Below are 23,998 nucleotides of genomic sequence, written 5' to 3' on the forward strand. Positions count from 1 at the left end.
TTTTAGTCAAACTCCAGTTCCACCTGCTCCGATCCAATCAACGAGCGCAGATCGTTAAGTAAACGATCGCTGGGCGAAATTCGCCACGCTGCACCAAAGCGCAGCTTCGCTCGCGCGTCGGCTCTCTGATAGTAGAGATGCACCGGAATGGTCCCTGAGCGATGAGGTTCCAGGGACTGACGGAGTCGGTTTAATAGCTGGTCATCAATTTGCCTGTCCGTCAGCGAGATAGCAAGTCCGCGCGCGTATTTTTCGCGCGCTTCGTCGATGTCCATGACTTCCCGGGCGGTCATTTTAAGGCCGCCGCTGAAGTCATCAAAGCTGACCTGTCCGCTGACGATCAGGATACGGTCTTTCTCCAGCAACTGCTGGTATTTGTCTAACGCATCGGTAAATAACATCACCTCAAGACGGCCGGAACGGTCGTCCAGAGTACAGATACCAATTCGGTTGCCGCGTTTGGTCACCATTACGCGTGCAGCGATCACCAGACCGGCCGCGACGGTAATTTTACCGCGATCGGTAGGATGCATATCTTTCAGCCGCACCCCGCCGACATAACGCTCAATTTCTTTCAGATACTGATTGATCGGGTGGCCGGTCAGATATAACCCCAGCGTTTCCCGTTCGCCATCGAGCTGAACCTGTTCTGGCCACGGCGTCACGCTGGCGTAGGATTTCTCAACCTGCTCCGGCTCCTCGGCCAGCACGCCGAACATGTCAGCCTGACCAATCGCTTCCGCTTTGGCGTGCTGATCGGCGGCTTTCAGCGCGTCACTGAGTGAACTCATCAGCGCGGCGCGGTGCGGTCCGAGACGATCGAAGGCGCCAGACATGATCAATTTTTCCATCACCCGACGGTTGATCTTTTTGGTGTCGGTTCGGGCGCAGAGATCAAACAGTTCGCGGAAGTAGCCGCCTTCGTTACGGGCATCAATGATCGCTTCGATCGGGCCTTCGCCGACGCCTTTTATTGCGCCGATACCGTAGACGATCTCGCCCGCTTCATTGACGTGGAACTGATAGAGACCGGAGTTGATGTCTGGCGGCAGCACTTTCAGTCCCATGCGCCAGCATTCATCCACCAGACCCACCACCTTCTCGGTGTTGTCCATGTCAGCGGTCATGACCGCCGCCATAAATTCGGCCGGATAGTGCGCTTTCAGCCACAGCGTCTGATAAGAAACCAGCGCATAGGCGGCGGAGTGTGACTTGTTAAAGCCATAGCCTGCAAATTTTTCTACCAGATCGAAGATTTTCATCGACAGTTCGCCGTCGATGCCCATTCTTTCCGCACCGTCCCGGAATACCGAACGCTGCTTGGCCATCTCTTCCGGTTTCTTTTTACCCATCGCACGGCGCAACATATCCGCGCCGCCCAGGGTATAACCGGAGAGAACCTGGGCGATCTGCATCACCTGTTCCTGATAGAGGATGATGCCGTAGGTTGGTTCCAGTACCGGCTTCAGGCTTTCGTGCTGCCACTGAATATCCGGATAGGAGATCGCTTCACGACCATGTTTACGGTCGATGAAGTTATCCACCATGCCGGACTGCAGCGGACCGGGACGGAACAGCGCCACCAGGGCGATCATATCTTCGAAGCAGTCAGGCTTCAGACGCTTGATCAGATCCTTCATGCCGCGTGATTCCAGCTGGAACACCGCGGTGGTTTCCGAGCGCTGCAGCATGTCGAAGCTTTTCTTGTCATCCAGCGGGATGGCGGCGATATCGATCGGCTCCAGGCCCTGCTTTTCCCGGCGCGGGTTGATCATCTTCAGCGCCCAGTCGATGATGGTCAGCGTACGCAGGCCGAGGAAGTCAAACTTCACCAGCCCGGCATATTCCACGTCATTCTTATCGAACTGGGTGACCGGAAACTGGCCGTGCTCATCGCAATAGAGCGGTGCGAAATCGGTAATTTTGGTCGGCGCAATCACCACGCCACCGGCATGTTTACCGGCGTTACGCGTGACGCCTTCCAGCTTACGCGCCATATCAATCAGCGCCTTCACCTCTTCATCCGCGTCATACATGGCCGGCAGCTGCGGCTCCGCGATAAAGGCTTTTTCCAGCGTCATGCCCGGATCGGGTGGGATCAGTTTTGAAATGCGATCGACAAAACCGTAAGGATGCCCCAGTACGCGGCCCACATCGCGGATCACCGCTTTCGCCGCCATAGTACCAAAGGTGATGATCTGGGAAACCGCTTCGCGTCCGTACATGTCAGCGACATGCTCAATCACCTGATCGCGCTTTTCCATACAGAAATCGACGTCGAAATCGGGCATCGACACACGTTCCGGGTTAAGGAAACGTTCGAACAGCAGGTCAAATTCCAGCGGATCGATATCCGTGATCTTCAGGGCGTACGCCACCAGCGAGCCGGCACCAGAGCCACGGCCCGGTCCGACCGGTACGCCGTTATCTTTCGACCACTGGATAAACTCCATCACGATCAGGAAGTAGCCTGGGAAACCCATCTGGTTGATAACGTTGAGTTCAATCTCCAGACGTTCATCATATTCCGGGCGTTTCTCTGCGCGTTCCGCTTCATCGGGGAACAGGAAAGCCAGACGATCTTCCAGTCCTTCACGCGACTTCACCACCAGATAATCTTCGGTGGTCATGTCGCCGGTCGGGAATTGTGGCAGGAAATACTCACCCAACCGGACGGTAACATTACAACGCTTAGCAATCTCTACGCTGTTTTCCAGCGCTTCGGGGATGTCCGAAAACAGCTCGCACATCTCCGCTTCGCTGCGCATATATTGCTGAGGACTGTAGTTGCGTGGACGTTTTGGATCGTCCAGCGTGTAGCCATCGTGGATGGCAACGCGGATTTCATGGGCGTCGAAATCCTCTTCATTAATGAAGCAGACTTCGTTGGTGGCGACGACCGGTACGCCTTCTGCGATTGCCAGTTCAACCGCCGCATGCAGGTAGCTCTCTTCATCCTGGCGACCGGTGCGCACCAGTTCCAGATAGTAGCGATCGGCAAAATGCTGCTGATAAAACGCCAGACACTGCGAAACCAGCGCCGTATTGCCACGCAGCAGGCTGCGTCCCACATCGCCGCGACGTCCGCCCGACAGCAGGATCAATCCCTCGTTTAACTCCACCAGCCAGTCACGATCGATGATCGGTCCGGCCACGCCGTAACCTCGCTGATAGGCGCGGGAAATCAATAGCGTCAGGTTCTGATAACCGGTGTTGTTAGCGGCCAGTACCGTCAGTTGGGTTAACTCATCCCCCATCAGTTCGCTGGCGACGTTGAAGTCGGCGCCAATGATCGGCTTGATCCCTGCGCCGTGCGCGCCACCGTAGAATTTCACCAATCCACACAGGTTAGTAAAATCGGTAATCGCCATCGCCGGCATACCCAGGGCAGCCGCCTTCTTGATCAGCGGCCCGGTTTTCGCCAGGCCATCAACCATCGAATAGTCACTGTGGACACGCAGATGTATAAAACGGGGTTCAGCCATATCAGTTTCCGGTTAAAACAGTGTCAGGCTATTAAAGCGTAAGGGGCTGGCGGGCTGCCAGTACGTCGGCATCAATCAGCGCGTTGCGTACCGGAGCAAAACTGCGACGGTGGTGCGGCGTGGCGCCATACTGCGTCAATTTTTCCATGTGCAGCGCCGTCGGATAACCTTTGTGCTGCGCGAAACCATACTGCGGGAACAGCAGATCGAGTTCCGCCATCTCACGGTCACGCGTCACTTTGGCGATGATGGAGGCGGCGCTAATCTCTGCGACCAGGCTATCCCCTTTCACCACCGCCTGCGACGGCATCGGCAGCGCCGGACAGCGGTTACCGTCAATCAGCACGTAGTCCGGCAGAATGTGCAGACCGGCGACCGCGCGCTGCATTGCCAGCATGGTGGCGTGCAAAATGTTCAGCTGGTCAATTTCTTCCGGTTCCGCACGACCCAGACTCCAGGCCAGCGCTTTTTCTTTAATTTCGTCATACAGCGCCAGCCGGCGTTTTTCTGACAATTTTTTCGAATCCGCCAGGCCAACGATCGGCTTCGCCGGATCGAGGATCACTGCGGCAGTGACGACCGCGCCGACCAGCGGCCCGCGCCCTACTTCGTCCACGCCGGCAATCAGCCCGGCAGCAGGATAGATAAAATCAGGCATTGGCCAGCTCCAGTACCGCATCCGCCGCTTGTTCATCGGCGTTCCAGCGGATCTGTTGATGTAATTCATGAAACGTCTGCAGCAGAGTGTCGCGCTCAGGCCCGGCGTGCAGCAGCGGATCTAAGGCGGCTGCCAGCGCATCCGGCTGACATTCATCCTGCAGCAACTCGGTCACCAGCTCGCGCCCGGCCAGCAGGTTGGGGAGCGAAACGTAGGGCGTTTTCACCAGCCGCTTCGCCAGCCAGAAGGTAGCAGGCTTCATCCGGTAACCGACCACCATCGGGCATTTTGCCAGCATGCATTCGAGTGCGGCAGTGCCGGACGCCAGTAATGCGGCGTCGCTCGCAATCATCGCTTCACGCCCGTGACCATCTAACAGATGCATCGGGAGTTCAGGTGCCACTTCGGCTTTGATTTTCTCAAACTGCTCGCGGCGTCGGGCGTTAACCAGCGGCACCACAATCTCCAGCGCCGGATAGTGCTGACGCAGTCGCTGGGCGGTTCTGAGAAAATCACCGCTGAGCATCTCCACTTCTGCACCGCGACTGCCAGGCAGCAGCGCCAGGCAGAGCGCATCATCGGCAATCGCCAGGTGACGGCGCGCGGCCAGCTTATCGGGTTGCAGCGGCATTGCATCCGCCATGGTATGGCCGATAAAGCGACAGGGGACGTTATAACGATCGTAGAAGGCTTTTTCAAACGGCAGAAACGCCAGTACCAGATCGGTGTTACGGCCAATCTTAAACACGCGCTTTTGCCGCCATGCCCAGACGGACGGGCTGACGTAGTGGATAGTGCGAATGCCCGCGCGCTTGAGGTTGCCTTCCAGCGTGATATTGAAATCGGGCGCATCGATACCGACGAACACATCCGGTTGCAGTTCGGTAAAGCGCTGAGTCAGATCGCGGCGGATGGTCAGCAGGCGTCGCAGCCGGCCCAGCACTTCAACAATGCCCATCACCGCCAGTTCTTCCATCTCGTACCAGGCTTCGCAGCCTTCCGCCTGCATCAGCGGACCGGCTACGCCGACAAAGCGAGCCTCAGGATGGCGCGCTTTTAACGCGCGGATCAGACCGGCACCAAGAATATCGCCGGAGGTTTCTCCGGCGACCAGGGCAATCGTTAAGGGACGCGCTGACATGGATTAACGAATTAATCCACGGGTTGAGCGGGCAAAGAAATCGTAGAAAGGCTGCACTTCGCTGTGCTGCTTCGCGATCGCTTCAATCTCCGGCTTCACTTCATCCAGCGTTCTGCCGCTGCGATAAAGCAATTTGTAGGCATTACGAATCGCGTGTAGTGACTCTTTGCTAAAGCCACGACGCTTCAGACCTTCAATGTTGATCCCGAACGGCGTGGCGTGGTTGCCCTGAGCAATCACGTAAGGCGGGACATCCTGCGCTACGCCGGAACAGCCGCCAACCATCACATGCGCACCAATTGTGCACCACTGATGTACCGCCGTCATGCCGCCAATAATGGCGAAATCATCGACCGTGACGTGACCACCCAGGGTCGCGTTGTTGGCGAAGATGCAGCGGTTACCGATCACGCAGTCATGCGCAATGTGCGCATTCACCATCAGCAGATTATCGCTGCCCACCTGGGTGACATGGCCGCCCTGCGTCGTGCCGCGATGAATCGTCACGCTTTCACGGATGCGGTTGCGATCGCCGATTTCAACCCGCGTCGGTTCACCGGCATATTTCAGATCCTGGTTCACTTCACCAATCGAGGCGAACTGATAGATCTGATTATCTTTGCCGATACGCGTATGGCCGTTAATCACGACGTGTGATTTCAGGACCGTTCCCTCACCGATTTCAACGTTGGCCCCAACAAAGCAAAACGGACCAATGTGAACGTTAGCGCCAATAATGGCGCCTTCTTCGATGACAGAACTGGCATGGATAGTGGCGGTAGGATCAATCACGAATTATGCCTCCCGGCTACGGGCACACATCATGGTCGCTTCACAAACGATTTTGCCATCGACGGTCGCCACGCCTTTAAAGCGGGTCAGACCACGGCGGGTTTTCTCGAAAGTGACTTCCATGATCATTTGATCGCCCGGCACGACCGGACGCTTGAAGCGGGCATCGTCGATACCGGCAAAGTAGTAGAGTTCACCCGGTTCCAGTTTACCCACGCTTTTGAACGCCAGAATACCGGTGGCCTGCGCCATCGCTTCCAGAATCAGAACGCCAGGAAAAATCGGTTTACCAGGGAAGTGCCCCTGGAAAAACGGTTCATTAACAGAAACGTTCTTTACTGCGCGCAGGTATTTGTGCTCTTCAAATTCCAGCACACGGTCTACCAGCAGAAACGGATAGCGGTGCGGCAGCAGCTCTAAAATCTCTTCAATTTTCAGAGTATGAGTTTCAGTAGTCAAAATACTCTTCCCGTCCTAAAAATCTGATGACATCAATAACACGGCCTGCACAGATCAATATGATCGTCCGCAGGCCGCAAATAGGTTCTGTGGCGCCTGGCTTCCCTGCTTAACACTTTTATTATGAAAGCCGGTCAGTTTTGGGATGGCGGTTAGTCGTCTTTACCGACCTTGCGCTCGATGGCTTTTAAGCGTTTGCTCATGTCATCGATGTTCATCACCAGCGCTGCAGTTTTGCGCCAGGTTTTGTTGGGTTGTAGCGGAATGCCCGACGAGTATACACCAGGCTCTGTGATCGGACGCATGACCATGCCCATACCGGTCACCGTCACTTTGTCACAGATTTCCATATGACCGTTAATGACGCTGGCACCACCAATCATACAATAACGACCAATTTTTAAACTACCCGCCATGATCACACCGCCTGCAACCGCAGTATTGTCACCAATAACCACGTTGTGGGCGATCTGACACTGGTTGTCTATGATAACACCATTGCCGATCAGAGTGTTATCCAGCGCACCGCGATCAATGGTGGTACAGGCACCTATTTCCACACGATCGCCGATAATGACAGCACCTAACTGGGGGATTTTCACCCAGTTACCGCGATCGTTGGCATAACCAAAGCCATCAGAACCAATGACGGTACCGGACTGAATCAGACAATCCTGACCGATCTGAATTTCATGATAAACCGAGACATTGGCCCACAAACGCGTGCCGCTGCCGATGCGGGTTTTTTTGCCAACAAAGCATCCCGCGCCGATCACCACATTGTCGCCCAGTTCAACATCCGCTTCGATCACTGCATTCGCGCCAATGGCGACATTCGCGCCGAGTCGGGCGCTGGGATCGATAACGGCGCTGGGCGCAATATTGCTGGCCGGTTGAGGCGTAGTATCGAGTATTTGCGCCATACGCGCATACGTCAGGTAAGGGTTTTTCACTACCAGCGCTGCGGTGTGGCACCACTCCAGATCCGCTTCCGTCAGCACCACGGCTGAGGCCTTAATCAGGGCGAGTTGCTCGCGGTAACGGCTGTTTGCAAGAAAAGTGATTTGGCCAGTTGTGGCGGATTGCATAGAAGCAATGCCGGAGATGACGATATCGCCATCTCCGTGCAATTCTGCATCCAACTGCTGGGCTAAATCAGCCAGTCGAATAGATGACATCAATTATTTAACCTGTTTCAGCACGTCGGCAGTGATGTCTTTTGCGTTTGATGCATAAGCCACCGCGTTAGCGTCGATTACGACGTCGTAGCCATCGCTGTCAGCGACTTTCTTCACGGCATCCTGAATACGGCTCAGCAGCTTGTTACGCTCTTCCATCTGACGACGGCGATTATCCTGCTCGAAAGCCTGCGCTTTAGAGGAGAAGGCTTCACGCTGCGACATCACGTCTTTTTCCATACGGCTGCGTTCGCTGGCCTTCATGGTAGAACCGTCACGCTGCAGACGCTGCATTTTGGTTTGCAGATCGCGTTCCTGGCTCTGCAGTTCGGTGGCGCGGCCTTTGAACTCATTTTCCAGCTGTTTAGCAACAGTCGCACGTTGCGGTAACTGTTGGAAAATGCTGGACACGTTTACCACTGCAATTTTGTCAGCAGCCTGAACACCAGCGGAAACCGCTAAAGCAAGACCCAGACCTGCGGCACACAACAACTTTTTCACTATAAACTCCTTACCATCAACGTTTGTGTCAGCGACACAGTGTTTGCCCCGGAACAGCAACATGAGCTGCCCGGTAGCAAGACTTCAGCTATGCATCCTTGCTCAGAACATTACCAGGTTTTACCAATGTTAAACTGGAACTGCTCTGACTTGTCTCCATCAATTTTCTTGATCGGCTGGGCGTAAGAGAACACCAGTGGGCCGAGCGGCGACATCCACTGCAGCGCAACACCGCTTGATACGCGGATATTGTTTGGATCGCTGTAGTCCGGAATACCCGCTGCACGCGTTTCCGCCGTATTTTCCCACTTGGTATCCCACGCCGTACCGGCATCGACAAACACCGAGGTACGGACCGAGTTAGCATACTTCTCGCTCAGGAACGGCGTTGGCGTAATCAGCTCCAGGCTGGCTATCGCCATGGCGTTACCGCCCACCGCATCATCCGACTTACAGATACCGTTTGGATCGGCGATCCGGCAGTTGGACGAGTTATTATTGTAGTACGCAGCCTTCGGACCAATCGTATTGGACTGGAAGCCACGAACGGTGCTGGAACCACCGGCATAGAAGTTCTCATAGAACGGCATCTCTTTGCCGTCGAGACCATCGCCATAACCGACACGACCACGGCCTAACAGCACCCAGGTGCGATCCTGGTTAATCGGCACATATTGCTGAGTATCCAGCGTGGCCTTGTAGAAGCTGTTATCCGAACCTGGAATGGTGACCTTACCGTTCAGGTTGGTCCGGTTACCGGAGGTCGGGAAGAAACCGCGATCCAGGGTGTTATAGGTCCAGCCGTAGTTGAAGGTGAAGTCATCTGCTGAGAAATCCCCTTCGTCATTGAGCTGCTGCGGCTTGCCGACCGAATTAAGATAACGCCACATCGCAACCTGCGGCTGCATGTTTGACAGGTCATTATGGACATAGCCCAGACCGACGCGCAGGGTGTTGTTTTCATTAATCGGGAAGCCAAGCGTTCCGTCTACACCATAACTTTTGTTGGTATAGTCAGAAAGGTCAGCATTGTCTGCTTTAAAGTCGTTATAGAACAGACGACCACCCAGACTGACACCGTCAACGGTGAAGTAAGGGTCAGTCAGCGAGAACTCGGCATAGGTCTGGTAGTCATTTTTGGTACCGCTGATGCCAACGGTATTACCAGTGCCCAGCCAGTTGTCCTGCGTAACGCCGACCTGGAAGCTGACGCCACTTTCGGTGCCGTAACCGACGCCGAAGTTAAAGGTACCGGTGTTACGCTCTTTAACTTTGTAGACCACGTCAACCTGATCAGGCGAACCGGGCACACGCTGCGTATCGACATCGACGGTTTCGAAGTAGCCGGTACGGTTCAGACGCTCTTTGCCCTGCTCAACCAGATCGCTGCCCAGCCATGCCCCTTCCATCTGACGCATTTCGCGACGCAGCACCGAATCTTTCGAGGTGTCGTTGCCTTCGAAACGGACGTTACGGACATAGTAGCGGTTGCCGGCATCCACATTGATATGCAGTTTTACCGTCTTATCGGCATCGTTGATTTCTGGCTGAGAAACCACGCGCGGATAGGCGTAGCCATAGCGACCCAGCAGCTTCTTGATGTCATCTTCCATCTTCGTGACTTTCGCGCCGTTATACAGCTCGCCCGCCGGAATCTTGGTCAGATGTTCAATTTCTGCTGAATGGCCTGCCATGCTGCCATTGACGATCACGCCAGCGATTTTGTACTGATCGCCTTCGGTGATGTTGACCGTAATGTAGATGCCCTTCTTGTCCGGCGTCAGGCTGACCTGCGTGGAGTCGATGTTGAAGCGGGCATAACCGCGATCGAGATAGAAGCTGCGCAGGGTTTCAAGGTCGCCCGCCAGTTTCTGTTTCTGGTATTTACGATCGCCGACCACGTTCCACCACGGCACTTCATCGCGCAGCTGGAAACGGGAGATCAGTTCATCGGAACTGAAGGCTTTGTTCCCGACGATGTTGATCTGCTGAATCTTGGCAGAGACACCTTCGGTGAACACCAGTTTCAGATCGACACGGTTACGCGGCAGCGGCGTAACGACCGCTTTCACGCTGGCAGTATATTTACCGACGCTGTAGTAGAAATCTTCCAGTCCCTTCTCAATGGAAGAGAGCATGGTACGGTCCAGCGCTTCGCCGACGCGTACACCAGAGGCTTCCAGATTTTGTTTAAGCTGATCCTCTTTCACCGCTTTGTTACCGGTGAAGGTAATGCTGGCAATGGTAGGACGTTCTTTGACCTGGACAATCAGCGTTGTACCGTCTCGCAGGACCTGAACATCCTCAAAGTTGCCAGTAGCGAACAGCGAGCGAATGGTATTTCTGACATCATCGTCATTCACCGTATCGCCAACCCGTACTGGCATGCTCAGCAGAGCCGCGCCGACGGCGACTCGCTGCAGCCCTTCGAAATGAATATCCTTCACCACGAAATCGTCTGCACCGTAAACGGTGGCGCTGCTAAACAGCAGCGACGCTATGAGCAACTTTTTCATCGCCATCGTTATTATGCGTTTTCCTAACACATCCCTCGAATGTTCGCGTTTCCGCGATTACAGACGGGAGAAATCATTGAAAAGTGCAAGCCCCATTAACAGCACCAGTAAAATCGAACCGATGCGATAACTAAAGTCCTGAACTCGCTCGGACACCGGTCCACCTTTGATCTTTTCGATCGCCAGGAAGAGCAAGTGCCCACCATCTAAAACCGGCAGAGGAAACAGATTGATGATGCCCAGGTTGACGCTAATCAACGCCAGAAACATCAGGTAGTAAATCAACCCATACTCTGCTGACAATCCTGCACCCTGCGCAATCGAAATTGGTCCGCTCAGGTTGTTCAGCTTTACATCACCGGTTATTAACTTGCCCAGCATAGAAACGGTGAGCTTCATCAGTTGCCAGGTTTTTACACTGGCTTCGCCGATTGCCGCAAACGCGCCATACTGTCTTACCGTTTTATACTCTTCTGGCAGTGGAACAATTCGGGGAATGACGCCCGCAAACCCTTCCGCTTCGTTGCCAGGTTTCGCCTCTGGCGTCATCGTCAGCGTGATGTTGTCACCGCCGCGATCCACCTCAAGCGCCATGCTTTTGCCGGGATTATCCCGGACCTGAGCGACAAAAGCCTGCCACTGCGATAATGGCTGACCATCGACTTTAACGATCCTGTCGCCTGCTTGCAAACCGGCTTCACTGGCTGGCGAGTTCGCCTGAACTTCGGCGAGGGTGGTTTCTATCTGCGGACCGCGCGGACGAATACCCAATGCCACCACCGGGTCCTGCTTATCAGGTTCAAACTGCCAGTTACGTAAATCCAGCGGCTTCTGTTGCGTGGCCTCTTCGCCGAAACGCGCCACGGTTAAGGTGGCAGTGCTGTCGCCGATTTTACCGACCAGCGCCATGCGTACAGCATCCCAGTCAGGCGTTTCGATACCGTCAACCGCCTTTAGTTCCATGCCAGGCTTAATTTGCGCTTCTGCAGCCACCGAACCGTTTAAAATTTCGCCAACGACCGGACGTACGCCAGGCACGCCGTGAATAAACACAACCCAGTAAGCGAAGATGGCGAAAAGGAAATTGGCGATGGGACCGGCCGCAATGATCGAGGCTCGTTGCCAGATAGCTTTGTTATTGAACGCCTGATGGCGCAGCTCAGCCGGTACGCTTTCAACGCGTTCGTCGAGCATTTTGACGTAGCCGCCGAGTGGGATCAGCGCGATAACAAATTCGGTGCCGTGACGGTCGCGGCGCTGCCAGAGTGACTTACCGAAACCGATGGAGAAGCGCTCGACTTTGACACCGCAGCGGCGAGCGACCCAGAAGTGGCCAAACTCATGTACGGTAATCAGCACGCCCAGCGCGACGATAAAGGCGACAAAACTCCAGATTATACTCAACATCGTTGCCTGTCCTTAAAGGGTGCGGAACACCAGCAGCAGTAAACAGGCAAACACCGGCACTGCCGCCGTCAGACTATCGATGCGATCCAGAATGCCGCCGTGACCGGGAATCAGGTTGCCACTGTCTTTAATCCCCGCTTCACGTTTGAACATGCTCTCGGTCAGGTCACCCAGCACCGAGGCCAGCGTGGCGATAATCGCGCAGATCACCAGCGTGCCGGCTGATACCGTCAGCGGTGCCAGCGTGGCAAACAGCAGTGCAATCAGCGCCGACGACACCAGACCGCCAAGAAAACCTTCCCAGGTTTTACCTGGAGAGACTTTCGGTGCCAGCTTGTGCTTACCAAACATTTTGCCAAACATGTAGGCACCCGAATCGGCGCCCCACACCAGCAACATCACAAACAGCAGCCACCAGGCACCGGCGAAATGGTCGGTATCGTAATGATACTGACGCAGCGCCATCATGCCCCAGAAGAAAGGCACCAGCGTTAACACGCCAAACAGTAAGCGGAGCGGACGCGAATGGCGCCAGAACGACGCCGAAGCAGGATAGGAGAGCACCAGCAACAGCGCAACAACCCACCACACCAGCGACGCCCAAAGCGAGGTCGCGACCTGCGGCAGATGCACATCATGTTGATAAGGTGGCAAGGTAAACAGCATCAGCGCCAGCAGCAGCCCACAGAGCACGGCCAGCCAGATGCGTTGTTGACGGGACGCCATGCCAGCCAGTTGCCCCCATTCCCAGGCAGCCAGCATGCAGATAACGATGGTGGTAATAGCAAAACCCACCGGCGGTAACCAGAACAGAGCAGCAATTACCAGCGGAATTAATATCAACGCGGTAATCAGACGAGACTTCAGCAAAGGTTACCCCCAGATTGCTCAGGCGCCGCCTGGTGCAGCGCCGCCAAAACGACGCTCCCGCAGAGAGAATGCATTCAGTGCACCTTCAAAAACGTGTTCATCGAAATCCGGCCAGAGCACATCGGTAAAATAGAATTCAGCATAGGCAATTTGCCACAGCAGGAAGTTGCTAATCCGATGCTCTCCCCCGGTCCTTATCACTAAATCCACTGGCGCCAGCTCATGCATACAGAGCTGCGACGTCAGGCTCTCTTCGGTAATCTGGTCAGGACGCAGTAAACCTTCCTGTACCTGTTCTGCCAGTTTTTTCACGCCTTCGATAATATCCCAACGGCCGCCGTAGTTCGCAGCGATGTTGAGCGTCAGGCCATCATTATTTGCGGTCAGCGCCTCAGAACGACGAATCCGCTCCTGAATACGCGGGCTGAACCGGCTGGTATCGCCAATGATGCGTAAACGGACATTGTGCTTGTGCAGGCTCTTTACTTCACTGTCGAGCGCCCAGACAAACAGCTCCATTAATGCGGTGACTTCCTGCGCCGGACGGCTCCAGTTTTCACTACTGAAAGCATAGAGCGTCAGCGCCTCAAGGTTGTTACTCACGGCAAAACTGACCGCGCGGCGAACCGATTTCACGCCCGCTTTGTGGCCGGAAATACGCAATTTTCCCTGATTTTTGGCCCAGCGACCATTGCCATCCATGATGATAGCGACGTGGCGCGGACCGGTTCCCTGCTGGTCATCAGTGTTGTTGTGATTGTTAGACGACATAACGCGTACTCTATTCCTTTCATCAGAAATGCTGTGGTTTCTGAATACATTGCGCCCGATCTAAATCCTGACACCTTATGTCAGGCTACACCGAATCCGGTGACAGACCGTGAAACGCGAGCCAGCGACTATACCATTTTCACCTGAAGCGAACAAATGGCCTCATAACGATCGGCGTCACGACGTGAAGCGCGACAACATTTCTGTCGCCAGCGCGCGTGCGGTGCGATCGATTTCAAGGACAGCGTCCACCGAATCCGGTTCCGGACACGCCTGTGCCGCCAGCACAGCGCTGTTCAGCGCGGCGATGTCGGTAAAGCGAATCTGGTGATTCAGGAAAGCCGCAACGGCAACCTCGTTGGCAGCATTGAGCGTGGTGGTCGCCGCCTGCCCTGCTTCACAAGCGTCGATCGCCAGCTTCAGACAGGGGTAGCGACCAAAATCAGGTTCTGCAAACGTCAGCGCCGACATGCGGGTGAAATCCAGCGGCGTGACGCCAGCGTGAATACGCGCAGGCCAGGCCATGCTGTGGGCAATCGGCGTACGCATATCGGGAGAACCCAACTGAGCCAGCACGCTGCCATCGCAGTATCGCACCATGGAGTGAATCACCGATTGTGGGTGCAGTATCACTTCCATCTGCGCTGCGCTGGCATTAAACAGCCAACGGGCTTCAATGTATTCAAGACCTTTATTCATCATGGTGGCCGAATCAACGGAGATTTTTCGCCCCATTGACCAGTTCGGATGTGCACAGGCCTGATCCGGCGACATGGCGCTAAGATCCGCTAAATCTGTGTCACGAAAAGGACCACCTGATCCCGTAAGGATAATCGACTCAATGCCGTTATCCTGCAGGTCAGCGTAACCTAACTGATGCTGGATGGTAGCCGGTAAACTCTGAAAAATGGCGTTATGCTCGCTGTCGACCGGCAGTAATTGAGCATTATGATGGCGCACCGCCTCCATAAACAAACGGCCGCAGGTGACAAGCGATTCTTTATTCGCCAGCAGCACGGTTTTGCCGGCGCGGATCGCTGCCAGCGTCGGCAGCAGACCGGATGCGCCGACAATTGCCGCCATCACCTGATCGACCTCATCCAGCGCTGCCAGCTCACAGGCTGCCTGAACGCCGGAGAGCACTTCAGTGTTTACCTTGAGTGCTCTCAGTCGCTCACGCAACGCGGCTGCTGACGTTTCGTCGGCCATTGCGGCATAGCGCGGATGGAAAGTGGCACACTGTTCGGCCATCAGCGCTACGTTTTGGCCGGCAACCAGCGCCGTAATCTGGTAACGCTCCGGATTGGCGCGCACCACCGCCAGGGTACTGGTGCCGATCGACCCGGTTGAGCCCAGCAGAGTTAATCGCTTCATGATGCTATCCATGTGAAGTCAACAGACGTGCCCGCAGGCACAATGTAAAACGCCGCCAGATGTCGCATTCATACGAATACCTCTCTGTACGGCGTTTTGTCCGGCAGTGATGGGATTAGAAATCCATCAGCTCCGTCTCTTTTTCTGACAGTGCAGCATCAACTTTCTTGATGTGTGCATCGGTCATTTTCTGAATTTCATCCTGCGCACGACGCTCGTCGTCTTCGCTGATCTCTTTATCTTTCAGCAGCGCTTTGATTTTATCGTTGGCATCGCGACGGACGTTACGTACCGACACGCGGCCCTGCTCGGCTTCGCCGCGCACGATTTTGATCAGGTCTTTACGGCGCTCTTCCGTCAGTGCAGGCAGCGGAACACGAATATCCGTGCCGGCTGAACTTGGGTTCAGGCCCAGATCGGAGGTCATGATCGCCTTTTCGACTGCCGGACCGAGGGAGCGATCAAACACGTTGATTTTCAGCGTGCGTGAATCTTCCACGGTGACGGAGGCGAGCTGACGCAGCGGCGTTGGCGTACCGTAATATTCGACGACGATGCCGTCGAGCAGCGAAGGTGAAGCACGACCGGTGCGCACTTTGCTGATGGTGGTTTTGAATGCTTCGACGCATTTGTCCATGCGCGTATCAGCATCTTTTTTGATGTCGTTAATCACGTTGAAACCCTTGGATTCGGTTTGACCTGGCCAGTTCCGGCATAACCGGAAGCGGGATCGATAATCATCGATAATCCTGACTGGTGCGCGATGCGTTATCATCGCGCTGACAGAATATACCTTATTTTATCTCGCCTCGGGTATTAATGCGTAATCAGGGTGCCTTCTTTTTCACCCATCACTACGCGACGCAGTGCGCCAGGTTTATTCATGTTGAAGACGCGGATCGGCAATTTATGATCACGCGCCAGAGTGAAGGCGGCAAGATCCATCACTTTCAGCTCCTGATCCAGCACTTCAGCGTAGGTGAGCTGTTCATACAGCGTCGCGTCCGGGGTTTTCACCGGGTCGGCAGAGTAAACGCCGTCAACCTTGGTTGCTTTCAGTACCACGTCGGCTTCAATCTCAATGCCGCGCAGGCAGGCAGCAGAGTCAGTGGTGAAGAACGGGTTACCGGTACCGGCAGAGAAAATCACCACGCGGTTGTTGCGCAGCAGGCTAATCGCTTCCGCCCAGCTGTAGTTGTCACAGACGCCGTTCAGTGGAATTGCCGACATCAGGCGTGCGTTCACATAGGCGCGGTGCAGTGCATCACGCATTGCCAGGCCGTTCATCACGGTCGCCAGCATTCCCATGTGGTCGCCCACGACGCGGTTCATGCCAGCCTGTGCCAGGCCTGCGCCACGGAACAGGTTACCCCCGCCAATCACAACGCCAACCTGGATGCCCAGTTCAACCAGTTCTTTTACCTCTTGTGCCATACGGTCAAGCACACTCGCGTCAATACCAAAACCTTCAGCGCCTTGCAGGGCTTCGCCGCTCAGTTTCAGCAGGATACGTTGATAAACAGGTTTTGCGTTGGTCGCCATGGTCAGTTCTTCCTGGAAGATAGGGTGATAAGGAGAAGTAAAATCTGATCGATCATCCGCTTACCGCAATCAAATTGCTATTGGGATGAAACTGAAAACGTGTCTGTTGCGGTTCACAGACAAAAAAGAACCGCCTTCTGGCGGTTCTTTCAGAGCATTAAGACTGTTTGGACATGGCTGCAACTTCTGCAGCGAAGTCAGACTCAACTTTCTCGATGCCTTCACCCACTTCGAAGCGGATGAAATTGATGACGTCAGCGCCCTGCTCTTTCAGCGCCTGGCCAACGGTTTTGCTTGGGTCGATAACGAAAGCCTGACCGGTCAGAGAAACTTCGCCGGTGAATTTCTTCATACGGCCTTCAACCATCTTCTCTGCAATCTCTTTTGGCTTGCCAGACTGCATCGCGATGTCCAGCTGAACCTGGTACTCTTTCTCTACCACGTCGGCAGAAACGTCTTCTGGCTTAACAAACTCAGGCTTGCTCGCCGCAACGTGCATCGCGATCTGCTTGATCAGATCTTCGTTTGCGCCAGTGGTTGAAACCAGTACGCCGATACGTGCGCCGTGCAGGTAGCTGCCCAGCTCTGCGCCTTCCAGGATTGCCACACGGCGGATGTTGATGTTCTCACCGATTTTAGCAACCAGCGCAACGCGCTCTTCTTCGAACTGCGCTTTCAGGACTTCAACGTCGGTAACGCGATCCGCTGCAGCCGCATCCAGAACTTTGTCTGCGAATGCCTGGAAACCACCATCTTTCGCAACGAAGTCAGTCTGGCAGTTCACTTCCAGAATCACGCCGTAGTCACCAACGATTTTGGTTTTGATTACGCCATCAGCAGCAACGTTGCCTGCTTTTTTCGCTGCTTTGATTGCGCCAGACTTACGCATGTTCTCAATCGCCAGCTCAATGTCGCCGTTCGCTTCAGTCAGCGCTTTTTTGCAATCCATCATGCCCGCGCCAGTACGTTCGCGCAGTTCTTTTACCAATGCAGCGGTAATGTCAGCCATTCCAGAATCCTCGGTTCGTGCCCCGGTACGTTTGCACCCACAGACACTTATTTGCGGAAAATTTACTCTGTCCCGCTGTCCCGAAGGGAGCGTGACAGACTTAGATAAAATAAAGGGGCCAGCATTGGCCCCTTACAGATCACATCTGAATACTAAGGGCTCTTATGCAGAGCAAACCTTATTAAGCGTTTTCTAAAGACGCTTCTTCAGCTTGCTCAGCCAGGTCCTGAGAACGGCCTTCGCGCACGGTGGTCGCAACGGCAGTCAGGTACAGGTTTACAGCACGGATCGCATCGTCGTTACCTGGGATAACGAAATCAACGCCATCTGGATCTGAGTTGGTATCAACGATAGCAAATACCGGGATACCCAGGTTGTTTGCTTCTTTGATTGCGATGTGTTCGTGGTCGGCATCAACAACAAACAGCGCGTCTGGCAGACCGCCCATATCTTTGATACCGCCCAGGCTGTTTTCCAGCTTGGCCAGCTCACGCCCACGCATCAGCGCTTCTTTTTTGGTCAGTTTGTCGAAAGTACCATCCTGAGACTGAGTCTCAAGATCTTTCAGACGTTTGATTGACTGACGTACGGTTTTCCAGTTGGTCAGCATGCCACCTAACCAGCGGTGGTTTACGAAGAACTGGTCGCAGCTCAGTGCAGACTCTTTTACCGCTTCAGCAGCAGCGCGCTTAGTACCTACGATCAGGATCTTACCTTTACGGGAAGCGATCTTGTTCAGTTCAGCCAGAGCTTCGTTGAACATAGGGACAGTTTTTTCCAGGTTGATGATGTGAACCTTGTTACGAGCACCAAAGATGAATGGCTTCATTTTTGGGTTCCAGTAACGGGTCTGGTGACCGAAGTGAACACCAGCCTGGAGCATGTCGCGCATGGAAACAGTTGCCATGATAACCTCTAAAAGTTTGATTGGGGTTGGGCCTCCATGTATCCCATACGACCGACCTCTTTCAAGGCACCCCGGCGTATGTGTCGATACATGTGTGTTTTATTACACATAATGAGAGTTATGCGTTTCCTGCCGACCGATAGACCCAGCCTGCAGAGAATCGTCGGCGCGCTTTATACCATAACCGCGCCCTGGACGCCAATAAATGATCGCTGACGGAGGCCAGCGCGTTCTCTATTTGGCAGCCCATTTACTGGCTGCTAACATGACAGCACAGAACTTATTATTGTCGAAAATTTCGACAAATGCGGATTAATTTAATGGCAATTTCAATTAAAACCCCTGAAGAAATCGAAAAAATGCGCGTTGCGGGCCGTCTGGCTGCCGAGGTGCTGGAGATGATCGAGCCACACGTTCAACCGGGTGTCACCACCGGTGAGCTGGACCGCATCTGCCACGACTACATCACGCAGCATCAGCAGGCAGTTTCTGCCTGCCTCGGCTACCACGGCTTTCCGAAGTCGGTCTGCATTTCGGTCAATGAGGTAGTCTGTCACGGTATCCCCAGCGATGACCGCCAGTTAAAAGATGGCGACATCATCAATATCGATGTCACCGTGATTAAAGATGAATACCACGGTGATACCTCGAAGATGTTTATCGTGGGTAAGCCGACCATTCAGGGCGAGCGTCTGTGCCGCGTCACGCAGGAGAGCCTCTATCTTTCATTGCGCCTGATTAAGCCAGGCATCCGTCTGCGTGAGCTGGGCCGCGCGATTCAGAAATATGTGGAGGCGAATGACTTCTCGGTGGTGCGTGAGTATTGCGGTCACGGCATCGGCAAGGGCTTCCATGAAGAGCCACAGGTGCTGCATTACGATGCGGACGATGGCGGCGTGGTGCTGCAGGCGGGCATGACCTTTACCGTAGAACCGATGGTCAATGCGGGCGATTACCGCATCCGCACCATGAAAGATGGCTGGACGGTAAAAACCAAAGATCGCAGCTTGTCCGCGCAGTATGAGCATACTATTGTGGTGACGGAAAACGGCTGTGAGATCTTAACCCTGCGCAAAGATGACACCCTGCCTGCGGTGCTGGTTGCTGAAGGGTAATTCCCCCACTACAGAATCAAGCCGGCGCTATGCCGGCTTTTTTTTGGCTGAAGAAGAGAAGAGCTGCATGAGCGTGAGCCTGTCGGAAGAGGTACAAAACGGTCTGGTCGATTCCCCGGCCGAATGGGATGACGATCAGCTCACCCGCGACATCCTGAAACAGCGGCTGGAGCAGTTTCATCAGTACCTGTCCACCGCGTTCGACGCCGGTGAACCGGTCGAGCCGCTGATTGACGCCCGCACGCTATTTATCGATCGCCTGCTGCGTCGCCTGTGGCGCTTCTTCGGCTTTGACCCGATGAGTGATATCGCCCTGGTGGCCGTCGGCGGTTATGGCCGTGCCGAACTGCATCCGCTGTCGGACATCGACGTGCTGATCCTCAGCCGTCAGCCGCTGGATGACCAGGCGGCACAGCGCACCAGCGCGCTGCTGACCCTGATGTGGGATCTGAAGCTGGAAGTCGGCCACAGCGTGCGCACTCTGGAAGAGTGTCTGCTGGAAGGCTTATCGGATCTGACCGTTGCGACCAACCTGATTGAGTCACGGATGCTGACCGGTGATGTGGCGCTGTTTCTTGAACTGCAGAAAAACGTCTTCAGCGACGGATTCTGGCCCTCGTCATCCTTTTTCGCCGCCAAAATCGAAGAGCAGCAGGAGCGCCATAAACGCTATCACGGCACCAGCTATAACCTTGAGCCAGACATCAAAAGCAGCCCTGGCGGTCTGCGCGATATCCACACTCTGCAATGGGTGGCGCGCCGCCATTTTGGAGCCACCACGCTGGATGAGATGGTCGGCTTCGGTTTCCTCACCGAAGTGGAGCGCAGCGAGCTGAACGAGTGCCAGGAGTTTCTCTGGCGCATCCGCTTCGCCCTGCACCTCTCCCTGCCCCGCTACGACAACCGCCTGCTGTTCGATCGTCAGCTCAGCGTGGCGCAACGCCTCAACTATCAGGGCGAAGGCAACGAGCCGGTCGAGCGGATGATGAAAGATTTTTACCGGGTCACGCGGCGGATAGGTGAACTGAATCAGATGCTGCTGCAGCTGTTTGATGAAGCCATTCTGGCGCTGCCGACCAGTGAAAAGCCCTGCCCGATCGACGATGACTTTCAGCTGCGCGGCGACCTGATTGACCTGCGCGATGCCACCCTGTTTGAGCGTGAGCCGCAGGCGATTCTGCGCATGTTCTACGTTATGGTGCGCAACGACGCCATTAAAGGCATCTACTCCACCACGCTGCGTCATCTGCGCCATGCGCGCCGCAATCTGAAACAGCCGCTGTGTCAGATCCCGGAAGCGCGTCGCACCTTTATGTCTATTCTGCGTCATCCTGGCGCCGTCAGCCGGGCGCTGGTGCCGATGCATCGTCACAGTGTGTTATGGGCTTACACGCCGCTGTGGGGTCATATTGTCGGCCAGATGCAATTCGATCTGTTCCACGCCTATACCGTTGATGAGCACACCATTCGCGTCCTGCAGAAGCTGGAGAGTTTCGCCAGCGAAACGACCCGATCGCAGCACCCGCTGTGCGTTGAGCTCTGGCCGCGCCTGCCGCAGCAGGAGCTGTTGCTGATGGCTGCGCTGCTACATGACATCGCCAAAGGGCGCGGCGGCGATCACTCGATTCTCGGCGCCCAGGATGCGCTCGACTTCGCTGAAATGCACGGCCTGAACTCGCGTGAAACCCAGCTGGTCGCCTGGCTGGTGCGCCATCATCTGCTGATGTCAGTCACCGCGCAGCGCCGCGATATTCAGGACCCGACGGTGATCCAGCAGTTCGCCGAGGTGATGCAGAATGAAAACCGGCTGCGCTATCTGGTCTGCCTGACCGTGGCGGATATCTGCGCCACCAACGAAAGCCTGTGGAACAGCTGGAAGCAGAGCCTGTTGCGCGAACTGTTTTTCGCCACCGAGAAACAGCTGCGGCGCGGTATGGAGAACAGCCCGGACCTGCGCGAACGGGTGCGCCACCATCGTCTGCAGGCGCTGGCGCTGCTGCGGATGGACAATATCGATGAAGAGCGGTTGCACCAAATCTGGAACCGCTGCCGCGCCGACTATTTCCTGCGGCATACGCCGAATCAGATCGCCTGGCATGCCCGGCATCTGATGGGCCACGATCTGACAAAACCGCTGGTGCTGGTCAGCCCGCAGGCGACGCGCGGCGGCACCGAGATTTTTATCTGGAGTCCGGATCGACCGCACCTGTTTGCCGCCGTGGCGGGCGAGCTGGATCGCCGCAACCTCAGCGTGCACGATGCGCAAATCTTTACCAGCCGCGACGGCATGGCGATGGATACCTTTATTGTGCTGGAGCCCGATGGCAGTCCGCTGTCACCCGACCGCCATCCGATGATTATTCAGGCGCTGGAACAGGCGATTACCCAGTCAGACTGGGTGCCGCCGCGAACCCGTCGTCCGTCGGCCAAACTGAAGCACTTCAGCGTGGATACCGAAGTCAATTTCCTGCCAACCCACACCGACCGCCGCAGCTACCTGGAACTGGTGGCGCTCGATCAGCCCGGCCTGCTGGCGCGGGTCGGTGAAGTGTTTGCCGATCTCGGCGTCTCGCTGCACGGCGCGCGCATCAGCACCATCGGCGAGCGGGTCGAGGATTTGTTTATTCTCGCCAACAGTGAGCGCCAGGCGCTGAGTGAAGAAATGCGTAAAGCGTTGCAACAACGGTTGACAGAAGCCCTTAATCCAAACGATAAAGTGTGACCAAAGTCGATTTGTGAATCTTAAACTTTTTACTGGTGTCGGGGGATTGCCCGGCACTGCACATGACAGATCAGGAAAAAAATATGCAACAGTTACAGAGCGTTATTGAATCCGCCTTCGAACGTCGTGCTGATATCACCCCAGCCAGCGTCGACAACGAAACCCGTGATGCCATCAACCAGGTGATCTCTCTGCTGGACAGCGGTGCACTGCGCGTTTCCGAAAAGATCGACGGCGAGTGGGTAACGCATCAGTGGCTGAAGAAAGCGGTCCTGCTCTCTTTCCGCATCAACGACAACCAGGTAATGGAAGGCGCGGAAACCCGTTTCTACGACAAAGTACCCATGAAATTTGCTGGCTGGGATGAGACGCGTTTCAGAGAAGCGGGTTTCCGTGTCGTGCCACCTGCGGCGGTGCGTCAGGGTGCCTATATCGCCCGCAACACCGTGCTGATGCCTTCTTACGTCAACATTGGCGCCTTTGTGGATGAAGGCACCATGGTGGATACCTGGGCGACCGTGGGTTCCTGCGCGCAGATCGGTAAAAACGTTCATCTCTCTGGCGGCGTGGGTATCGGTGGCGTGCTGGAACCGCTGCAGGCAAACCCGACCATCATCGAAGATAACTGCTTCATTGGCGCACGCTCTGAAATCGTTGAAGGCGTCATCGTTGAAGAAGGTTCGGTGATCTCGATGGGCGTTTACATCGGCCAGAGCACCAAAATTTATGACCGCGAAACCGGTGAAGTGCATTATGGCCGCGTGCCGGCGGGCTCGGTGGTGGTTTCCGGTAACCTGCCCTCTAAAGATGGCAGCTACAGCCTCTACTGTGCCGTTATCGTCAAGAAAGTAGATGCGAAAACGCTTGGCAAAACAGGTATCAACGAACTGCTGCGTACCATCGACTAATGTCACTGACGGGCTGGAAACCGGCCCGTCATCTTTTCTTTACAGCCATTCCCAAATAACATGCTTCGCGCCGCGAATTAACTGGTGCGTTTAGTTTTTATTCAGGTCATAATCCGCGCCAGTTAAATCCCGTCGCGCAATGTTCATCCAGCTTATTTATGTCTACAGTTGTTTAACGTCATGAACACGACTGCGCGCTTCTCACTTTTTGATGGAAACAACGCTATGTATGACAATCTGAAAAGCTTAGGTATCAGTAATCCGGACGATATTGATCGCTACAGCCTGCGTCAGGAAGCCAATAACGATATTCTCAAGATCTACTTCCGCAAAGACAAAGGGGAGTTTTTCGCCAAAAGCGTAAAATTCAAATATCCGCGTCAGCGCAAAACCGTAGTAGCCGATCACGCCACGCAGGGCTACAAAGAAGTGCAGGAAATCAGTCCTAATCTGCGCTATGTGATCGACGAGCTGGACCAGATTTGCCAGCGCGACCAGGTTGAAGTGGACCTGAAACGCAAAATCCTTGATGACCTGCGTCATCTGGAAAGCGTGGTATCACACAAGATTACCGAAATTGAATCTGATCTGGAAAAGCTGACCCGCAGCGGTCGTTAATTCCCTGCCAGACCAGCGATGAAAA

General features: G+C 54.9%; 20 protein-coding genes. 4 read left to right on the plus strand and 16 right to left on the minus strand.

What is annotated here, in order from left to right; all coding sequences use genetic code 11:
* Positions 1–2: 2 nt before the first annotated feature.
* From dnaE to rpsB, 16 genes are all read right to left on the minus strand, one after another.
* Positions 3–3,485 carry a DNA polymerase III subunit alpha gene (gene dnaE, locus WFK59_RS11160; protein ID WP_233985236.1) on the minus strand — a complete coding sequence of 1,161 codons (3,483 nt, stop codon included), beginning with the start codon at positions 3,483–3,485 and terminating at the stop codon, positions 3–5.
* 31 nt (positions 3,486–3,516) lie between these two features.
* Positions 3,517–4,143, minus strand: a complete 627-nt coding sequence (gene rnhB, locus WFK59_RS11165) for a ribonuclease HII (protein WP_262287783.1) — start codon at positions 4,141–4,143, stop codon at positions 3,517–3,519.
* Positions 4,136–5,284 (minus strand): lipid-A-disaccharide synthase, encoded by a 1,149-nt coding sequence (gene lpxB, locus WFK59_RS11170; protein WP_233985238.1) that lies wholly within the window; start codon positions 5,282–5,284, stop codon positions 4,136–4,138. The genes rnhB and lpxB overlap by 8 nt, the downstream gene beginning before the upstream one ends.
* Positions 5,285–5,287: 3 nt before the next feature.
* Positions 5,288–6,076 carry an acyl-ACP--UDP-N-acetylglucosamine O-acyltransferase gene (gene lpxA, locus WFK59_RS11175; RefSeq protein ID WP_233985239.1) on the minus strand — a complete coding sequence of 263 codons (789 nt, stop codon included), beginning with the start codon at positions 6,074–6,076 and terminating at the stop codon, positions 5,288–5,290.
* Positions 6,077–6,079: 3 nt separating this feature from the next.
* Positions 6,080–6,535 (minus strand): 3-hydroxyacyl-ACP dehydratase FabZ, encoded by a 456-nt coding sequence (fabZ, locus tag WFK59_RS11180; RefSeq protein ID WP_031375286.1) that lies wholly within the window; start codon positions 6,533–6,535, stop codon positions 6,080–6,082.
* A 152-nt stretch (positions 6,536–6,687) separates the two neighbouring features.
* Positions 6,688–7,713 (minus strand): UDP-3-O-(3-hydroxymyristoyl)glucosamine N-acyltransferase, encoded by a 1,026-nt coding sequence (lpxD, locus tag WFK59_RS11185; RefSeq protein ID WP_233985240.1) that lies wholly within the window; start codon positions 7,711–7,713, stop codon positions 6,688–6,690.
* Positions 7,714–7,716: 3 nt separating this feature from the next.
* Entirely contained in the window at positions 7,717–8,214 is a 498-nt protein-coding gene (gene skp / locus WFK59_RS11190; protein WP_003852644.1) for a molecular chaperone Skp, read from the minus strand.
* 110 nt (positions 8,215–8,324) lie between these two features.
* Positions 8,325–10,736: an outer membrane protein assembly factor BamA gene (gene bamA / locus WFK59_RS11195; protein ID WP_336755807.1), complete on the minus strand. Its 2,412-nt coding sequence runs from the start codon at positions 10,734–10,736 to the stop codon at positions 8,325–8,327.
* A gap of 51 nt (positions 10,737–10,787) precedes the next feature.
* Positions 10,788–12,137 carry a sigma E protease regulator RseP gene (gene rseP, locus WFK59_RS11200; RefSeq protein ID WP_233985242.1) on the minus strand — a complete coding sequence of 450 codons (1,350 nt, stop codon included), beginning with the start codon at positions 12,135–12,137 and terminating at the stop codon, positions 10,788–10,790.
* Between the two features lie 12 nt (positions 12,138–12,149).
* A complete protein-coding gene (gene cdsA, locus WFK59_RS11205; RefSeq protein ID WP_233985243.1) occupies positions 12,150–13,007 on the minus strand; it encodes a phosphatidate cytidylyltransferase in 858 nt (285 codons plus the stop codon).
* 18 nt (positions 13,008–13,025) lie between these two features.
* Positions 13,026–13,778, minus strand: coding sequence for a (2E,6E)-farnesyl-diphosphate-specific ditrans,polycis-undecaprenyl-diphosphate synthase (ispU, locus tag WFK59_RS11210; RefSeq protein ID WP_336755808.1), 753 nt, complete (start codon positions 13,776–13,778; stop codon positions 13,026–13,028).
* A 177-nt stretch (positions 13,779–13,955) separates the two neighbouring features.
* A complete protein-coding gene (gene ispC, locus WFK59_RS11215; protein ID WP_233985245.1) occupies positions 13,956–15,152 on the minus strand; it encodes a 1-deoxy-D-xylulose-5-phosphate reductoisomerase in 1,197 nt (398 codons plus the stop codon).
* 115 nt (positions 15,153–15,267) lie between these two features.
* Positions 15,268–15,825 (minus strand): ribosome recycling factor, encoded by a 558-nt coding sequence (frr, locus tag WFK59_RS11220; protein ID WP_031375279.1) that lies wholly within the window; start codon positions 15,823–15,825, stop codon positions 15,268–15,270.
* A gap of 143 nt (positions 15,826–15,968) precedes the next feature.
* On the minus strand, positions 15,969–16,694 hold the full coding sequence (gene pyrH, locus WFK59_RS11225) for a UMP kinase (RefSeq protein WP_031375278.1): 726 nt from the start codon (positions 16,692–16,694) through the stop codon (positions 15,969–15,971).
* A gap of 157 nt (positions 16,695–16,851) precedes the next feature.
* Positions 16,852–17,703 (minus strand): translation elongation factor Ts, encoded by an 852-nt coding sequence (tsf, locus tag WFK59_RS11230; RefSeq protein ID WP_094120979.1) that lies wholly within the window; start codon positions 17,701–17,703, stop codon positions 16,852–16,854.
* A 181-nt stretch (positions 17,704–17,884) separates the two neighbouring features.
* Positions 17,885–18,610, minus strand: a complete 726-nt coding sequence (gene rpsB / locus WFK59_RS11235; protein ID WP_233985246.1) for a 30S ribosomal protein S2 — start codon at positions 18,608–18,610, stop codon at positions 17,885–17,887.
* A 320-nt stretch (positions 18,611–18,930) separates the two neighbouring features.
* On the opposite strand from rpsB, the gene map reads away from it, so the two are divergent.
* The 4 genes from map (at position 18,931) to WFK59_RS11255 (ending at position 23,973) form a co-directional block, all read left to right on the plus strand.
* On the plus strand, positions 18,931–19,725 hold the full coding sequence (gene map, locus WFK59_RS11240; protein ID WP_233985247.1) for a type I methionyl aminopeptidase: 795 nt from the start codon (positions 18,931–18,933) through the stop codon (positions 19,723–19,725).
* A 67-nt stretch (positions 19,726–19,792) separates the two neighbouring features.
* Positions 19,793–22,447, plus strand: coding sequence for a bifunctional uridylyltransferase/uridylyl-removing protein GlnD (gene glnD / locus WFK59_RS11245; RefSeq protein WP_336755809.1), 2,655 nt, complete (start codon positions 19,793–19,795; stop codon positions 22,445–22,447).
* 83 nt (positions 22,448–22,530) lie between these two features.
* The gene (dapD, locus tag WFK59_RS11250) at positions 22,531–23,355 is read left to right on the plus strand and encodes a 2,3,4,5-tetrahydropyridine-2,6-dicarboxylate N-succinyltransferase (RefSeq protein ID WP_336755810.1); all 825 of its coding nucleotides are present in this window, start codon (positions 22,531–22,533) and stop codon (positions 23,353–23,355) included.
* A 225-nt stretch (positions 23,356–23,580) separates the two neighbouring features.
* Positions 23,581–23,973: a DUF3461 family protein gene (locus tag WFK59_RS11255; RefSeq protein ID WP_193585240.1), complete on the plus strand. Its 393-nt coding sequence runs from the start codon at positions 23,581–23,583 to the stop codon at positions 23,971–23,973.
* The last annotated feature ends 25 nt before the right edge of the window (positions 23,974–23,998 follow it).

Source organism: Pantoea sp. USHLN298, assembly GCF_037149395.1.
In the GTDB taxonomy this organism is placed as follows: Bacteria; Pseudomonadota; Gammaproteobacteria; order Enterobacterales; family Enterobacteriaceae; genus Pantoea; species Pantoea astica.

Coding starts and splice junctions, on each gene's coding strand:
- dnaE (WP_233985236.1), bottom strand. CDS start 3,485: ATGGCTGAACCCCGTTTTATACATCTGCGTGTCCACAGTGACTATTCG.
- rnhB (WP_262287783.1), bottom strand. CDS start 4,143: ATGCCTGATTTTATCTATCCTGCTGCCGGGCTGATTGCCGGCGTGGAC.
- lpxB (WP_233985238.1), bottom strand. CDS start 5,284: ATGTCAGCGCGTCCCTTAACGATTGCCCTGGTCGCCGGAGAAACCTCC.
- lpxD (WP_233985240.1), bottom strand. CDS start 7,713: ATGTCATCTATTCGACTGGCTGATTTAGCCCAGCAGTTGGATGCAGAA.
- bamA (WP_336755807.1), bottom strand. CDS start 10,736: ATGGCGATGAAAAAGTTGCTCATAGCGTCGCTGCTGTTTAGCAGCGCC.
- rseP (WP_233985242.1), bottom strand. CDS start 12,137: ATGTTGAGTATAATCTGGAGTTTTGTCGCCTTTATCGTCGCGCTGGGC.
- ispU (WP_336755808.1), bottom strand. CDS start 13,778: ATGTCGTCTAACAATCACAACAACACTGATGACCAGCAGGGAACCGGT.
- ispC (WP_233985245.1), bottom strand. CDS start 15,152: ATGAAGCGATTAACTCTGCTGGGCTCAACCGGGTCGATCGGCACCAGT.
- pyrH (WP_031375278.1), bottom strand. CDS start 16,694: ATGGCGACCAACGCAAAACCTGTTTATCAACGTATCCTGCTGAAACTG.
- tsf (WP_094120979.1), bottom strand. CDS start 17,703: ATGGCTGACATTACCGCTGCATTGGTAAAAGAACTGCGCGAACGTACT.
- rpsB (WP_233985246.1), bottom strand. CDS start 18,610: ATGGCAACTGTTTCCATGCGCGACATGCTCCAGGCTGGTGTTCACTTC.
- map (WP_233985247.1), top strand. CDS start 18,931: ATGGCAATTTCAATTAAAACCCCTGAAGAAATCGAAAAAATGCGCGTT.
- glnD (WP_336755809.1), top strand. CDS start 19,793: ATGAGCGTGAGCCTGTCGGAAGAGGTACAAAACGGTCTGGTCGATTCC.
- dapD (WP_336755810.1), top strand. CDS start 22,531: ATGCAACAGTTACAGAGCGTTATTGAATCCGCCTTCGAACGTCGTGCT.
- WFK59_RS11255 (WP_193585240.1), top strand. CDS start 23,581: ATGTATGACAATCTGAAAAGCTTAGGTATCAGTAATCCGGACGATATT.